This window comes from Stenotrophomonas sp. ZAC14D2_NAIMI4_6 (assembly GCF_003086875.1).
GTDB lineage: Bacteria > Pseudomonadota > Gammaproteobacteria > Xanthomonadales > Xanthomonadaceae > Stenotrophomonas.
The window spans coordinates 1321030-1336426 of record NZ_CP025996.1 but is presented as its reverse complement, the minus strand read 5'-3'; the positions used below and the strand labels follow the sequence as shown (position 1 = coordinate 1336426).

Here is a 15397-nt window from a genome sequence, read left to right as displayed (position 1 = left end):
ATTCCGGTAGCGCCGGGCCACGCCCGGCGTGCCGACCCAACCGCGACGTTCGCCGGGCATGGCCCGGCGCCACCGCGACCTTACGCACACGGTCACGACAAGGGCATCTGTTAAGATCGGCGGTCCATGTCGCGTACTCCATACCCCGCCCCGCCGCTGCCCCGTGCCGGCCAGCTTCGCGCCTGGTGGCGCGCCCCCGCCTCGCCCACTGCACTGGCCTGGTACCTGGTGCAGGCCGCAACTGCGCACACGGCGCCGCTGCTGGTCATCGCCCGTGACAACCACGGCGCCAGCCAGCTGGAAGCCGATCTGCACACCCTGCTGGGTGCCGATCCGTCGCTGCCGGTGGTCGCCTTCCCCGACTGGGAAACGCTGCCCTACGACCGCTTCAGTCCACATCCGGACATCATCTCGCAGCGCCTGGCCGCCCTGCACCGCCTGCCCACGCTGAAGCGTGGCGTGGTGATCGTGCCGGTGCAGACGCTGCTGCAGCAGCTGGCGCCGCAGAGCTATGTGATCGGCGGCAGCTTCGACCTGAAGGTCGGCCAGCGCCTGGACCTGGAGGCCGAGAAGCGCCGCCTGGAAAGCGCCGGCTACCGCAACGTGCCGCAGGTGATGGACCCGGGCGATTTCGCCGTGCGCGGTGGCCTGCTGGACGTGTTCCCGATGGGCGCCGACGAGCCGCTGCGGGTGGAACTGCTGGACGAGGACATCGATTCGATCCGCGCCTTCGACCCGGAAAGCCAGCGCTCGCTGGACAAGGTCGAGGCCGTGCACATGCTGCCCGGCCGCGAAGTGCCGATGGACGAGGCCAGCATCGCCCGCGTGCTGGCCACCCTGCGCGAACGCTTCGACGTGGATACCCGCCGCAGCGCGCTGTACCAGGATCTGAAATCCGGCCTGGCACCGGCCGGCATCGAGTACTACCTGCCGCTGTTCTTCGAACGCACCGCTACGCTGTTCGACTACCTGCCTGCAGGCAGCCTGCCGGTGCTCTGTGCCGGCGCCGGCGAGGCCGCCGAAACGTTCTGGACCCAGACCGCCGAGCGTTACGAACAGCGCCGCCACGATGTGGAACGGCCGCTGCTGCCGCCGTCGGCGCTGTACCTGTCGCCGGATCTGCTGCGCGAGCGCCTGAACGATACCGCGCGCATCGAAGTGTGGGCCGCCGACCATGCGCGCATCGCCGATGCGCATGCGCTGGGCGACCAGCCGCTGCCGCCGCTCCCGGTGGCCGCGCGCGAAGCACCGGCCGGCGATGCACTGAAATCCTTCCTGGCCCATTACCCGGGCCGGGTGCTGATCGCGGCCGATTCCCCGGGCCGCCGCGAAGCCCTGCTGGAAGTGCTGCAGGCGGCCGAACTGAAGCCGCCGGTGGTGGCCGATCTGCCGGCCTTCCTGGACAGCGCCGAGCGCTTTGCCATTACTGTGGCCGCACTGGAAGACGGTTTCGCGCTGGACGAACCGCGCATTGCGGTGCTTACCGAGCGTCAGCTGTTCCCCGAGCGCGCGGGCAGCACCCGCCGCACGCGCCGTGCCGGCCGCGAACCCGAAGCGATCATCCGCGACCTGGGTGAGCTGACCGAAGGCGCGCCCATCGTGCACGAAGACCATGGCGTGGGCCGCTACCGGGGCCTGATTGCGATGGACGTGGGCGGCATGCCCGGCGAGTTCCTGGAAATCGAGTACGCCAAGGGCGATCGCCTGTACGTGCCGGTGGCCCAGCTGCACCTGATCAGCCGCTATTCCGGCGCATCGGCGGAAACCGCGCCGCTGCACTCGCTGGGTGGCGAACAGTGGAGCAAGGCCAAGCGCAAGGCTGCCGAAAAGGTGCGCGACGTGGCCGCCGAACTGCTGGAAATCCAGGCGCGCCGCCAGGCCCGCGCCGGTCTGGCGCTGCACGTGGACCGCGCCATGTACGAACCGTTCGCGGCCGGCTTCCCGTTCGAAGAAACTCCCGACCAGCTGGCCGCCATCGACGCCACCCTGCGCGACCTGGCCAGCAGCCAGCCGATGGACCGCGTGGTCTGCGGCGACGTGGGCTTCGGCAAGACCGAAGTGGCCGTGCGTGCCGCCTTTGCCGCCGCCAGTGCCGGCAAGCAGGTGGCGGTGCTGGTGCCGACCACGCTGCTGGCCGAACAGCACTTCCGCAATTTCCGCGACCGCTTCGCCGATTACCCGATGAAGGTCGAAGTGCTGTCGCGCTTCAAGACCAGCAAGGAAATCAAGGCCGAGCTGGAGAAGGTCGCCGCCGGCACCATCGATGTGATCGTCGGCACCCACCGCCTGCTGCAGCCGGACGTGAAGTTCAAGGACCTGGGCATGGTCATCGTGGACGAGGAGCAGCGTTTCGGCGTGCGCCAGAAGGAAGCACTGAAGGCGCTGCGCGCCAACGTGCACCTGCTGACCCTGACCGCAACCCCGATTCCGCGCACCTTGAACATGGCCATGGCCGGCCTGCGCGACCTGTCGATCATCGCCACCCCGCCGCCGAACCGGCTGGCGGTGCAGACCTTCATCACCCAGTGGGACAACGCGCTGCTGCGCGAGGCCTTCCAGCGCGAGCTGTCGCGCGGCGGCCAGCTGTATTTCCTGCACAACGACGTGGAAAGCATCGGCCGCATGCAGCGCGAGCTGTCCGAGCTGGTGCCCGAAGCGCGCATCGGCATCGCCCACGGGCAGATGCCCGAACGCGAGCTGGAAAAGGTGATGCTGGACTTCCAGAAGCAGCGCTTCAACGTGCTGCTGTCGACCACGATCATCGAATCGGGCATCGACATTCCCAACGCCAATACCATCATCATCAACCGCGCCGACCGCTTCGGCCTGGCCCAGCTGCACCAGCTGCGCGGCCGCGTGGGCCGTTCGCACCACCGCGCCTATGCCTATCTGGTGGTGCCCGACCGCCGCTCGATCACCCCGGATGCGGAAAAGCGCCTGGAAGCGATCGCCTCGATGGACGAACTGGGCGCCGGCTTCACCCTGGCCACGCACGATCTGGAGATCCGCGGCGCCGGCGAGCTGCTGGGCGAAGACCAGAGCGGGCAGATGGCCGAGGTGGGCTTCAGCCTGTACACCGAACTGCTGGAACGCGCCGTGCGCAGCATCCGCCAGGGCAAGCTGCCCGACCTGGATGCCGGCGAAGAAGTGCGCGGTGCCGAGGTCGAGCTGCATGTGCCGGCGCTGATTCCGGAAGACTACCTGCCGGACGTGCACACCCGCCTGACCCTGTACAAGCGCATTTCCAGCGCGCGCGACAGCGCCGAGCTGCGCGAACTGCAGGTGGAGATGATCGATCGCTTCGGCCTGCTGCCCGATCCGGCCAAGAACCTGTTCGCCATTGCCGAGCTGAAGCTGCAGGCCAACACGCTGGGCATCCGCAAGCTGGATCTTGGCGAGAACGGCGGCCGCATCGTGTTCGAATCCAAGCCGAACATCGACCCGATGGCGGTGATCCAGCTGATCCAGAAACAGCCCAACCTGTACGCGATGGAAGGGCCGGACAAGCTGCGCATCAAGCACCCGCTGCCGTTGCCGGAAGACCGTTTCAACGCGGCGCGCGCCCTGCTGCTGACCCTGGCCGTGCGCTGACTGCAATCCCCCGGTGCCTTTCCGCTGCGGGCGGTGGAAGGGCACGCTTTTCGTTCCTGCGCCCGCGACAAGGAGTGTTGCTGTGAATCGATTTGCCCCCCTTCTGCTGGCCACCAGCCTGGGCCTGCTGGCCGCCTGCCACAGCGGCATGAGCAACCGCGATTACCTGTACGAGAACGTTGCCAGCTGGAACAGCATGGTGAACACGGTCCAGCTGTGGACCGAAGGCGCGCGTGGCGAAGCCTTCCATGCCGCGCTGCAGGACGGCAAGAGCCTGGAACAGTTCCGCTTCGGCCTGGGCAACGCCCACAAGGAAGCCACCGACCGGCTGGCCCATATCGAGCTGCTGACCCACGGCAAGGATGCCGACGCCCTGCACCAGGACCTGCGCGATTCGGTGCAGAGCACCGCCGACATGTTCGCGGTGATGCAGAAGATCGCCGCCCTGCCCGATGGCTACAGCGAGGAGCAGGTGACGCCGCTGCTGCAGGCACTGGATGAAGCCACCACGAAGATGGACACCGACATGCAGGCACTGAGCGATGCGCAGGACGCCTTCGCCAAGGCCAACCGCATCCAGCTGCAGACCACCGGCTGATCGCCCGCGCGGCCAGCGCGCCACACGGTGCACAGGCCGCACGCGTTACCCTAGGTGCCACTCTTCCAGACCGGCCCGCTGCTGCGGGCCGGTCGCTTTCGCGCACTGCCTGCGCCTGCACACCGATGCCCCACTCCCAAGCCCCAGACCTGCTGCACGAACACGCCTGCCTGATCGATGCACTGTCGATGTCGCTGCAGATGCGCGATGCCTACACCCGCTACCACTGCGACCGCGTGGGCGTACTGGCCCAGCGCCTGGCCGCGCACTGCGACCAGCAGGACGAAACCTGCGCGCAGATCGGCCTGGCCGCGCGTTTCCACGACATCGGCAAGATCGGCATTCCCGATGACGTGCTGCTCAGCCCACGCCAGCACACTCTCGAAGAGCGCGACATCATGCGCGAACATCCGGTGCGCGGCGAACACATCTTCCTGGCCACCGGGCGCAGCGATGCCACCGCCGTGGCGCGGGTGATCCGCGCCCACCATGAAGCCTTCGATGGCAGCGGCTATCCCGATGGCCTGCACGGCGAATCGATTCCGCTGGGCGCACGCATCGTGGCCATCGCCGATGCCTACGACGCGATGACCAGCGCGCGCCCCTACCGCGGCGCGATGGAACACGACGCCGTGCTGCGCATCCTGGAAGATCAGTCCGGCGGACTGATCGATCCGTATGTACTCACCCGCTTCCACGGCATGCTGAAGCGCGAACCGGCGCTGGCCTGATCGCCCGCCAATGCGCGGTAGCGTCGACTGGGTAGAGTCGACTGGGTAGAGTCGACTGTCAGTCGACTGCTCTTCCCACAGGCCGCGAAAAAACCCGCGCTGCGCGCGATAGTCGACTGGGTAGAGTCGACTGTCAGTCGACTGCTCTTCCCACAGACCGCTAAGAAACCCGCGCTGCGCGCGATAGTCGACTGACAGTCGACTCTACCGGGTCTGCGCCCTGCCAAACAAAAGGCCCGGCGTTCGCCGGGCCTTTCTGCAACTACGCTACTGCGGCGGGGATTACCAGATCACCACGCGCTTGTCGTCGGCGCGCACCATCGCATCGCCGGCCTTGCACTGGAACGCCGCGGCGAACGAAGGCATGTTCGACGGTGCACCGTTGGCACGGAAGTTGGCCGGTGCGTGCGGATCGGTGTTCAGGCGCACGCGCAGCTCGCCGTCGGTGAAGTTGCGGCGCCACACGGTGGCCCAGTTCATGAAGAAGCGCTGGTCCTGGCTGTGGCCATCGACTTCGACATTCGCCTTCGGGTCTTCCTTCAGCGCCATCTGCAGCGCGTCGTAGGCCACGGTCAGGCCGCCCAGGTCGCCGATGTTCTCGCCCAGGGTCAGCTTGCCCTTCACGAACACGCCCGGCACCGACTCGTAGCCGTCGAACTGCGCCACCAGCTGGTCGGTGCGTTCGGTGAAGGCCTTGCGGTCAGCGTCGGTCCACCAGTTGTCGAAGTTGCCGTTGGCGGCAAACTGGCTGCCCGAGTCGTCGTAGCCGTGCATCATTTCGTGGCCGATGACCGCACCGATGCCGCCGTAGTTCAGCGCCGGGTCGGCCTTGGCGTCGAAGAACGGCGCCTGCAGGATCGCCGCCGGGAACACGATCTCGTTCTTGGTGGCGTTGTAGTAGGCGTTCACCGTCTGCGGGGTCATGCCCCACTCGGTCTTGTCCACCGGCTTGCCGATCTTGTCCAGCATGTAGCGGTAGTTGAACGCGCGCGCCGCCTGCATGTTGCCCAGGTAGCTGTCGCCGTTGGTCTGCAGGCCCGCCCAGTCACGCCACTTGTCCGGGTAACCGATCTTCGGGGTGAAGCTGGCCCACTTTTCCAGCGCCTTCTTCTTGGTTTCCTCGCCCATCCACGGCAACTGCTCCAGGCGTGCCTTCAGCGCCTGCGACAGGTTTTCCACCAGGTGCTGCATGGCCACCTTCGATTCGGCCGGGAACACCGCATCGACATACAGCTGGCCCAGGGCTTCACCCATTCCACCGTTGACCGATTCCAGCACGCGCTTCCAGCGCGGCTGCATTTCCTTCTGGCCACGCAGGGTGGTGCCGTAGAAATCGAAGTTGGCCTTTTCGAAGGTGCTGCTCAGGTACGGCGAGGCATCGTCGATGGTGTGGAAGCGCAGGTAGGCCTGCCAGGTGCTGGCCGGCACATCGGCCAGCATCTTGTCCATTTCACCGAAGAAGCCCGGCTGGGCCAGCGAGAACTTCTGCGCAGCCGGCACCTTCAGGGTGTCAAACAGCGCGGTCCAGCTGAAGTTCGCGGTCAGCTTGTCGGCGTCGGCGGCGCTGAGCGGGTTGTAGCGCTTGGCCGGGTCACGCATTTCGATGCGCGACATCGACGCCTTGGCCAGGCGGGTTTCGAAGGCCATCACGGCCTTGGCCTGCTCGGCGGCCTGCGCAGCGTCCACGCCGGACAGGGTCAGCACCTGGGCGATGTAGGCCACGTAGGCATCGCGGATCTTGGCCTGCGCCTCGTCGAAGTAGTAGCCCTTTTCCGGCAGGCCCAGACCGCCCTGGCCGACGTAGGCGATCACGTTGGCCGAATCCTTGTAATCGGCATTGGCAAACAGCGAGAACAGCACGCCCTTGCCCTCGGCCTGGCTGTCGCGCAGGTACTGGGTGATGGCCGTGGTGTCGTTCAGCGCGGCGATCTTGTCCAGCTGCGGCTGCAGCGGCGCCAGGCCGGCGGCTTCGATCTTGGCTTCATCGTTGCCGGTCTTCCAGATGTCACCGATCTTGGCTTCCACCGAACCGGCCTTGGCCTGGCTGGCGGCGGCCTGCTGCACCAGCGCGTGCTGCACTTCCAGCGAACGCTCGCGCAGGATCTCGAAGCTGCCCCAGGTGGTCTGGTCGCCCGGCACCGGGTTTGCGGTCAGCCACTTGCTGTTGACGAAGCCGTTGAGGTCGGTACAGGCGGCGATGGACGGGTCCAGGTCGGCGCTGTTGAGCGAGATCAGCGGGGTCTTGATCTGCGACAGATCGAAGGCCGGCTTGGCATCGGCGGTGGCCGCCGGCGCGGTTTCATTCTTGCCACAGGCGGCCAGCGAAGCAGCGATGGCGATGGTCAGGCCCAGCGGGACCAGGTTGCGGACGTTCATGGAGTCTCTCTCCGACGGCGAATCCTCAAGCCTAGCGGGCATGGCGGTGCGGGGGACCGGCCAAAGGTCACAGGGCGATGCCAGACCGTTACCATCGTTGGCCATGAAGATCCTCACGCTTGCCACAGGCGCGGACGCACCGCTCCGACTCCATGCCAGCAACCCGTATCTGGTGGGCGTTGAACAGCTGCCAGGCGCCATTACCGCGCAGATGGCCGAAGCGCCACGCGCGCACCTGCTGGCATGGTCGGCGGTGGAGGTCGGGATCGCGGGGTTCAGCCAGCACGGTCGCCATCTACTGCTGCCGCTGCCGGTACTCGGTGCCGGCATTGGCAGCATGCGGCCGGCCAAGGGGGGTGGCTTCATCACCCTGTTCGTGCGCACCGACCACGCGCAGATGCTCGATGTGCTGGGTAGCGATACGTTTGATCAGGCGGCGCTGGATGGACTGCTTGGGCAGCGCGCGCCGTTGGGGGAGCTGCTGGGGTGTGCGCTGGATGTGGAAGACTGGGCGTATGACTGCTGAGGGCGCAGCCACCCATGGGGTGGCTCTACTGCGCGTTCGCACCTTCTGTAGAGTCGAGCCATGCTCGACTGCTGTTGGCAAGCCGTCGAGCATGGCTCGACGCTACAAAAGGAAAGGCCGGCTTGCGCCGGCCTTCTGTTTCTTATTTCGCCTTGCCCTGGTTGGCCACGGCTTCGGCGGCCTTGCGTGCCGCTTCCGGGTCGCCCAGGTAGCGGAACGACTTCACGGTCAGGTCGTCGTTCAGTTCGAACAGCAGCGGAATGCCGGTCGGGATGTTCAGCTCGAGGATTTCCTCGCGCGACACGTTGTTGAGGTACTTGTACAGCGCACGCAGCGAGTTGCCGTGGGCGGTGACCAGCACGGTCTTGCCGTCCTTCAGCTGCGGCGCGATGGCGTCGTGCCAGTATGGCAGCACGCGGTCCAGGGTGGTGGCCAGCGATTCGGTGCCCGGCAGGGCGTTGCGGTCCAGGCCGGCGTAGCGACGGTCGTGGATCGGGTGGCCCGGGTCGTCCAGCTCCATCGGCGGCGGCGGGATGTCGTAGGAACGGCGCCACACCTTGACCTGGTCTTCGCCGTGCTTGGCGGCGGTCTCGGCCTTGTCCAGGCCCTGCAGGCCGCCGTAGTGGCGCTCGTTCAGGCGCCAGGACTTGTTAACCGGCAACCAGTCCTGGCCCAGTTCGGCCAGTGCGCCCTGCAGGGTGTGGATGGCGCGCTTCAGCACCGACGTGTGGGCGACGTCGAACTGCAGGCCCTCTTCGCGCATCAGGCGGCCCGCATTGGCGGCCTCGCTGCGGCCCTGGTCGGTCAGGTCGACATCGACCCAGCCGGTGAAGCGGTTGTCCAGGTTCCACTGGCTCTGGCCATGGCGCAACAGTACGAGTTTACGGGTCACTGCAGGGTCTCCAACGCGAGGAAAGGCAGGCGGGCATTGTAGCCCCGCCGGGCCGGGCCCGCCGCTACCGGTGTACGTGGCCATGATGGCCCTGCGCATCATGGTCGTGGTCATGATCATGGTCGTGCGGGTGCTTCGGCGGTTGGCCACAGGCCTCGCCACAATGATCGGCCTCCACCTGCAGGGTTACATGCTCGATGCCGAATTCATCGTGCAGGCGGTCGCTCAGCGTGCGGCGCAGGGCGTCGGCATCGCTGCCTTCGCGCATCACCACATGCGCGGTGAGCGCCGGCGTGCTCGAGGCCAGCGCCCAGATGTGCAGGTCGTGCACATCCAGCACCGCCTCGTGGTCGCCCAGCCGTTCGCGTACCCGCGCCACATCGGTGCCCTTGGGCACGCCTTCCAGCAGCACGTTGATCGCCTCGCGCATCAGCACCCAGGTGCGCGGCAGCACCCACAGGCCGATCAGCACGGCCAGGATCGGGTCGATCGGCTTCCAGCCGGTCCAGCGGATCAGCAGCGCGCCCACGATCACCGCCACCGAACCGAGCATGTCGGCCCACACTTCCAGGTAGGCGCCCTTCACGTTCAGGCTTTCACCGCTGCCGGCCTGCAGCAGGCGCATGGAAATCAGGTTGATGACCAACCCGATCGCGGCGATCACCAGCATGCCGGTCGAGGCGATCTCCTGCGGCTGGCGGAAGCGCTCGATCGCTTCCCACAGAATGTAGGCGGCCACCACGAACAGCATGGCGCCATTGATCATCGCGCCCAGTGCTTCCAGCCGCGCATAGCCGTACGTTCGCCGCGCATCGGGCGGCCGCCGGCTCAGCCGCACCGCCACCAGCGCGATCATCAGCGCCAGCGTATCGGTGGCCATGTGCGCCGCGTCGGACAGCAGCGCCAGGCTGTTGGTCCAGAACGCGCCCACCACTTCCACCAGCAGGAAGGTGGTGGTCAGCCCCAGCGCCCACCACAGCGGCTTTTCATGGCGGATTTCGGATGGCAGGTGATCGTGGTCGTGGCCCATGGCGAAGTTCCTGTGCAATGCGGTCAGGCTACGCCGCGCAGGCGCGGGAGACTATTACGCTGTTTATAACATTGCAGTGCGGGCCAACCCTCACGCGCGCCGCGCAGGCTGCACCGCACGTAAACTGGCGGCGCAACCGCGCTCAACCGCGCACGCCCGCAGCCGATACCGCTACGCCGCCTTACACCGCACGAGAACACCGTGGACACACCCCATCTGGACGATGCCAGCCAACCGCTGGCCGAGGCCTGGCAGCACAGCCTGCAGCAGGCCGGCCCGGCTGCCACCGCACTGCTGCATCGCGTGGCCAGCGACGCCCCGCCGCTGCTGGCGCAGCGCTTCTATGAAGTCTTGCTGGACGATGCGCGCGCCCGTCGCTTCCTGTCCCACGAACAGGTGAAGCATCGCCTGCAGCCGGCCATGCAGCGCTGGCTGGTGCAGCTGCTCACCACGGACGCTGGCGCGGTCGCCAGCGGCGTTGCGGCGCAGCGGGTGATCGGCGATGTGCACGCGCGCGTGGGTATTCCGGTGGATCTGGTCACCCGCGGCGCACGGGTACTGAAACACGATCTTTTCGCACGACTGCAGGCGCAGGCCAGCGACAGTGCCACCGCATTTGCTGCCATCACCTGCCTGAGCACGGTGATGGACATTGCCATGGAAGGCATGACCCTGGCCTACACCCATGCCCGCGAGCGTTCATCACGTACCGATGCGGCCTATCGCCTGTTCTCGCTGGTGCAGAACGTGAGTACCGAACGCGAGCGCCAGCGCGCCCTGCTGCTGGATTGGGAAAACGCTCTGCTGTACACACTTGCCGGCCACGCCAGCAGCAGCGACAGCGCCAGCCTGGCCACCTCCGAATTCGGCCTGTGGTTCACCCACAAGGGCATTCCCAGCTTTGGTGAAAGCAGCGAAACCCAGCAGGTGGGGCAGCTGATCGCCCGCATCGACAGCGGGCTGCAGCATGCCATCGCAGACAACCCTGCACAGCGCCTGGCGCAGCTGCCGGCCATCCGCGAGGACCTGGCCAGCATCCGCACCCTGATGACCCTGCTGTTCGAGCGCATCGGTGAACTGGACGCCGGCAGTGACACCCTGACCAATCTGCTCAACCGCCGCTTCCTGCCCACCGTGCTGCGCCGCGAGATCGAACTGGCCACCCGCCACCAGACCCCGTTCTCGCTGCTGCTGCTGGACCTGGACCATTTCAAGGCCATCAACGATGGCCACGGCCACGATGCCGGTGACCGCGCCCTGCAGCACGTGGCCACGCTGCTCAGCCAATCCACCCGGGGCAGCGACTACCTGTTCCGCTACGGCGGCGAAGAGTTCGTGGTGGTGCTGGTGGCCGCCAGCCAGTCGCAGGCGGCGGTCATTGCCGAGGGCCTGCGCCGGCAGATTGCGCAATCGCCGGTCGCGCTGGCCGATGGCACGGTGCTGTCGTTGAGCGCCAGCATCGGCGTGGCCGGCCACGATGGACACCCCGATTACGAGCGCCTGATGGCACGTGCGGACGCGGCGATGTATGCGGCCAAACGGGGCGGCCGCAACCGCGTGGTGGTGGCCGATGCCGCGCTGCCCGAACCACCGGGACGGCGCGCACAACCGCGCTGAATCAGGCGCGGCGGCGAACGCGCGTCACTGCGCGATGCTTCGACCTTCGGCGCGCCGCCAGAACGCCCACCAGCCCAATGCAAGCAGGGCAATGGCCGCGCCCGCCGCACACACGGCGGCCCAGCCCCAGCGCATCTGCAGCCAGGGACCCAGCGCCCCGCCCACGCCGCTGCCCAGCGCATAGAACAGCATGTACAGCGCCACCAGGCGCCCATGCTGCTGTGGCGGCGCGCGCAGCAGCAGCGCCTGGTTGGACACGTGCAGGGCCTGGCCGCCCAGATCCAGCACCACCACGCCCAGCAGCAGCACTGCCACCGACTGCGGCAGGCCCAGCAGCGGCCACCATGACAGCAGCATCAGCAGCAACGCCGCCAGGCTCACGCGATGGGCGAACCCGCGGTCCATCCACTGCCCCACGCGCGCGGCCAGCACGGCACCGAACGCGCCGGCCAGACCCAGCGCACCGATGGCGGCGGTGGACCAACCCAGCGCCGGGGCCGACAACGGCAGCGGCACCGCGGCCCAGAACACGTTCAGCCCAGCAAACAGCATCAGTGCCAACGGACCGCGTTCGCGCAGCGCCGGGTTGTCGCGCAGCATGGCCAGCATGCCGGCATACAACGCACGTACAGACGGCAGCACCGTCGGTGCTGGCATGGCCGGCAGCCGTCGCCACAGCAGCAGCCCCACCGTCGCCACCAACACCGCCGACAGCAGATAGACCGCGCGCCAGCCAGCCACCGTGGCCACGGCACCCGACACCACGCGCGCCAGCAACAGGCCGATGAACACCCCGCCCTGTACCGTGCCCACCGCACGCCCCCGTTCGTGCTCGGCGGCCAGACCGGCCGTGCAGGCAATCAGGCCCTGGGTCAGCGCCGTACCCAGCAGCCCCACCAGCACCATGCCCAGCAGCAGCCCTATGGAGCTGTTCGCCGCTGCCAGACCCAGCAGGGCCAGCACCAGCGCGCCCATCTGCAGTCGCAGCAATCGCCGGCGATCCAGCCGATCGGCCAGCGGCAGCAGCACCAGCAAGGCCAGCACGCTGCCGGCCTGGGTGGCCGCCACCACCCACCCGGCCAGCGCAGGCGCCAGCGCGAACGCGTGGGCCAGCTCGGCCAGCAAGGGCTGCGCGTAATAGACATTGGCCACGCTGGCGCCCGCGGCGATGGCCAACAGACCCCGCAGCGAAGAAGAAAGAGACGAAGGCATGATTGTGGTTTCATTTTGCAACCAGATGCACGATAGCGATTCCGGTTTTAAACTGCAACCAGAATCCGGAGTCGCCCATGCACGCTGACAGCCCCTGCCCCGTTGCCCGCACCGTCGATCTGCTCGGCGACCGCTGGGCCCTGCTGATCCTGCGCGATGCCTTCGACGGCGTGGCCCGCTTCAGCGATTTCCAGCGCAGCCTGGGCGCGGCCCGCAACATCCTCAGCGACCGCCTGCGGCGCCTGCTCGACGCCGGCCTGCTGCAGCAGCAGCCCGCCGCCGATGGCAGCGCCTATCACGAGTACGTGCTGACCGCCGCGGGCCAGGACCTGTTCCCGGTGCTGGTGGCCCTGCGCCAGTGGGGCGAACGCCACTGCTTCGCGGCCGGCGAAGCCCATTCGCTGCTGACCGAGCGCAGCAGCGGCCACGCCCTGCCCTACATGCAGCCGCGGGATCACAACGGCCAGCCGTTGCCCGCGCACGCCACCGTGGTGCGCAAGCTGTAGGCGGTGGCATCCCCCGAATGGGGGACTCGACAGGGTCACCGGTGTCAAATAGCATTCAATTGCAATTGCACACGGTTCTCATTGACATCGGCGATGGCCGCTCCTACCTCTCCTTCTGTTGCCGGCACTGCGCCGGCCAAGCGTGTGGCGCGCGGTAACGGTCATGCCCTGCTGTGGGCACGTGGGCTGCTGGCGCTGCTGGGCGGTTACGCCGTGGCCGCCTGCTGGGCCGCCGCGCTGGCACGCCTGCTGCCCGGCGCGAAGGCCGATGCCACCCTGGTGGCCACCATGGCCGCGTTCGTGGTCTACGCACTGGCCGCCATCTGGGCCTACGCCGCGCGCAGCACCCTGCGTGCCGCCATGGGTCTGCTGGGCGCGGGCGCTCTGGGCGCGCTGATCGCCTGGCTGTTGCGCGGGAACATCGCATGAGCAGCGCCGACAATCTGGGCGGCATCCGCCAATCGCAATCGGTGCTGCACACCTGGTCGGGCCTGGTGGTCGGCTGGGTGCTGTTCCTGATCTTCATTGCCGGCACCGCGTCGTACTGGAAGGAAGAACTGACCCGCTGGATGCAGCCGGAAATCGGCCTGCCCGCCGATGCCAGCACCGCCGTGAACCAGGCCCAGCAGTTCCTGGCACGCACCGCACCGGACGCGCAGCGCTGGAGCATCGAACTGCCCGATTCACGCAGCAGCGCCACCGCGGTCAGTTGGCAACCCAAGGGCGAGAAGGAACGCCGGCGCGGCCAGCGCAATCCCAACCAGGCCACCCTGGATGCCAACGGCACGCCGGTGCAGGTGCGCGAGACACGCGGCGGCAACTTCTTCTACCGCCTGCATTTCGATCTGCACTACGTGCCGGTGCTGTGGGCGCGGTGGTTCATCAGTGCCTGTTCCATGCTGATGCTGGTGGCGATCATCAGTGGGGTCATCACCCACAAGAAGATCTTCACCGACTTCTTCACCTTCCGCCGTGGCAAGGGCCAACGCAGCTGGCTGGATGGCCACAACGCGCTGGCGGTGCTGTCGCTGCCGTTCCATCTGATGATCACCTACACCGGTCTGATCACCCTGATGACCCTGTACATGCCGTGGGCGGTGGATGCGAACTACCCCGGTGGCCGCGATGCGTTCTTCGCCGAGCTGTTCCCGCGTGCGGAAAAGGTCGAGCCCAGTGGCGTGGCCGCTGTGCCGCCCGCGCTGGCCCAGGTGCTGCGCCGTGCGGAACTGCAGTGGGGAGGTGGCCATGCGGCGTCGCTGCAGATCGACCAGCCAGGTGATGCATCCATGCGCATTGCCGTGCGCCGCCAGCAGGCCGACCAGATTGCCGGGGCCAACGACACGCTCACCTTCGACGCGCGCGGCGAACTGCTGGATGCTGCCCCACCGCGCTCGGCCGCCGTGGTCACCCGCGACGGCATGATCGGGCTGCACGCGGCACGTTTCGCGCCCACCACGATGCGCTGGCTGTTCTTCCTGTCCGGCGTGGCCGGCACACTGATGGTCGCCACCGGGCTGGTGCTGTGGACGGTGAAGCGGCGCACCCAGCTGCCCGATCCTGCGCGTCCGCACCTGGGTTTCCGCATTGTGGAACGCCTGAACATCGGCTTCGTCAGTGGCCTGCCGGTGGCCATGCTGGCCTTCCTGTGGGGCAACCGCCTGCTGCCGGTGGAACTGGCCAACCGCAGCGATGCCGAAGTGAAAGTGTTCTTCTACGCATGGGCGGCCTGCCTGCTGCACGCGCTGCTGCGCCCGGCCCGTCGCGGCTGGGTGGAACAACTGGCAGTGGCCGGCGTATTGGCGCTGGCCCTGCCGCTGTACAACCTGGTGGTCTGGCACGGTGGCGCGGTCAGTGCGCTGGCCAACGGTGATGGCGCCCGGGCCGGCATCGACATCGGCCTGCTGCTGATCGGTGCCAGCCTGTTGTGGGCCGCGCGCAAGGTGCATCGTTTCGTGCCGGCACAACGCAAGCCGCGTGCCGCACGCGCCGCCCCGGCGGCCGAGGCCAGCGCATGAGCGCGCTCGCCCTGCTGCTGGCGGCCTTCGGCTTCGTCTGCCTGGCGCTGGCAATGGAACGCCACCATCGCGACGTCACCGGTCATGCACCGGCCGCGCCGCGCCGCCGCGTGCTGCGCCTGCTGGGCGCGGCCGCGCTGGCGGCCAGCCTGGCACCCAGCATCGCCGCCTGGGGCGTTACCCAAGGGTTCGTGGGCTGGTGTGGCGTGCTCGCCGCCGGCGCCGGCGCCATGGTGCTCTGGCTCAGTTTCCGCAGCCCGGCCAAGCCGGCGCCACGCCCGTCTTCCCGTTCCTGAACTAGAA

The 15397-nt window shown here is 67.7% G+C and carries 13 protein-coding genes; 9 read left to right on the top strand and 4 right to left on the bottom strand.

The features are described from left to right. Window positions 1-126: 126 nt before the first annotated feature. The 3 genes from mfd to C1933_RS06100 all read left to right on the top strand — a co-directional run bounded on the left by mfd (window position 127) and on the right by C1933_RS06100 (window position 4920). Complete coding sequence (gene mfd / locus C1933_RS06110) at window positions 127-3591, top strand: transcription-repair coupling factor (protein ID WP_108752543.1); 3465 nt, start codon at window positions 127-129, stop codon at window positions 3589-3591. 82 nt (window positions 3592-3673) lie between these two features. Further along, complete coding sequence (locus C1933_RS06105; RefSeq protein ID WP_108752542.1) at window positions 3674-4189, top strand: hypothetical protein; 516 nt, start codon at window positions 3674-3676, stop codon at window positions 4187-4189. Between the two features lie 125 nt (window positions 4190-4314). After that, window positions 4315-4920: an HD domain-containing phosphohydrolase gene (locus C1933_RS06100; protein WP_108752541.1), complete on the top strand. Its 606-nt coding sequence runs from the start codon at window positions 4315-4317 to the stop codon at window positions 4918-4920. Window positions 4921-5202: 282 nt separating this feature from the next. On the opposite strand, the gene C1933_RS06095 is transcribed toward C1933_RS06100, so the two are convergent. Beyond that, window positions 5203-7296 (bottom strand): M13 family metallopeptidase, encoded by a 2094-nt coding sequence (locus tag C1933_RS06095; RefSeq protein WP_108752540.1) that lies wholly within the window; start codon window positions 7294-7296, stop codon window positions 5203-5205. 103 nt (window positions 7297-7399) lie between these two features. Here C1933_RS06095 and C1933_RS06090 point away from each other — a divergent pair, with 103 nt between their 5' ends. Next, window positions 7400-7822 (top strand): hypothetical protein, encoded by a 423-nt coding sequence (locus tag C1933_RS06090; RefSeq protein ID WP_108752539.1) that lies wholly within the window; start codon window positions 7400-7402, stop codon window positions 7820-7822. Window positions 7823-7964: 142 nt separating this feature from the next. Here C1933_RS06090 and gpmA read toward each other — a convergent pair whose 3' ends face one another. Together gpmA and C1933_RS06080 are read right to left on the bottom strand one after the other, a co-directional pair. Then, the gene (gene gpmA, locus C1933_RS06085; RefSeq protein ID WP_108749003.1) at window positions 7965-8714 is read right to left on the bottom strand and encodes a 2,3-diphosphoglycerate-dependent phosphoglycerate mutase; all 750 of its coding nucleotides are present in this window, start codon (window positions 8712-8714) and stop codon (window positions 7965-7967) included. Window positions 8715-8778: 64 nt separating this feature from the next. Continuing rightward, the gene (locus tag C1933_RS06080) at window positions 8779-9744 is read right to left on the bottom strand and encodes a cation diffusion facilitator family transporter (protein ID WP_108752538.1); all 966 of its coding nucleotides are present in this window, start codon (window positions 9742-9744) and stop codon (window positions 8779-8781) included. A 201-nt stretch (window positions 9745-9945) separates the two neighbouring features. Between C1933_RS06080 and C1933_RS06075 the strand changes: the two genes are divergently transcribed. Beyond that, entirely contained in the window at window positions 9946-11361 is a 1416-nt protein-coding gene (locus C1933_RS06075; RefSeq protein ID WP_108752537.1) for a diguanylate cyclase, read from the top strand. A 24-nt stretch (window positions 11362-11385) separates the two neighbouring features. Here the strand turns inward: C1933_RS06075 and C1933_RS06070 are convergent, their stop codons facing one another. Continuing rightward, window positions 11386-12573 (bottom strand): MFS transporter, encoded by a 1188-nt coding sequence (locus tag C1933_RS06070; protein WP_108752536.1) that lies wholly within the window; start codon window positions 12571-12573, stop codon window positions 11386-11388. Between the two features lie 77 nt (window positions 12574-12650). Between C1933_RS06070 and C1933_RS06065 the strand changes: the two genes are divergently transcribed. The 4 genes from C1933_RS06065 to C1933_RS06050 all read left to right on the top strand — a co-directional run bounded on the left by C1933_RS06065 (window position 12651) and on the right by C1933_RS06050 (window position 15390). Further along, on the top strand, window positions 12651-13079 hold the full coding sequence (locus tag C1933_RS06065; protein WP_108752535.1) for a helix-turn-helix domain-containing protein: 429 nt from the start codon (window positions 12651-12653) through the stop codon (window positions 13077-13079). Between the two features lie 93 nt (window positions 13080-13172). After that, a complete protein-coding gene (locus C1933_RS06060) occupies window positions 13173-13508 on the top strand; it encodes a DUF3649 domain-containing protein (protein WP_199911422.1) in 336 nt (111 codons plus the stop codon). Next, the gene (locus tag C1933_RS06055; RefSeq protein WP_108752533.1) at window positions 13505-15094 is read left to right on the top strand and encodes a PepSY-associated TM helix domain-containing protein; all 1590 of its coding nucleotides are present in this window, start codon (window positions 13505-13507) and stop codon (window positions 15092-15094) included. Before C1933_RS06060 ends, C1933_RS06055 begins: the two co-directional genes overlap by 4 nt. Further along, on the top strand, window positions 15091-15390 hold the full coding sequence (locus tag C1933_RS06050) for a DUF3325 domain-containing protein (protein ID WP_108752532.1): 300 nt from the start codon (window positions 15091-15093) through the stop codon (window positions 15388-15390). The genes C1933_RS06055 and C1933_RS06050 overlap by 4 nt, the downstream gene beginning before the upstream one ends. Window positions 15391-15397 lie beyond the last annotated feature (7 nt).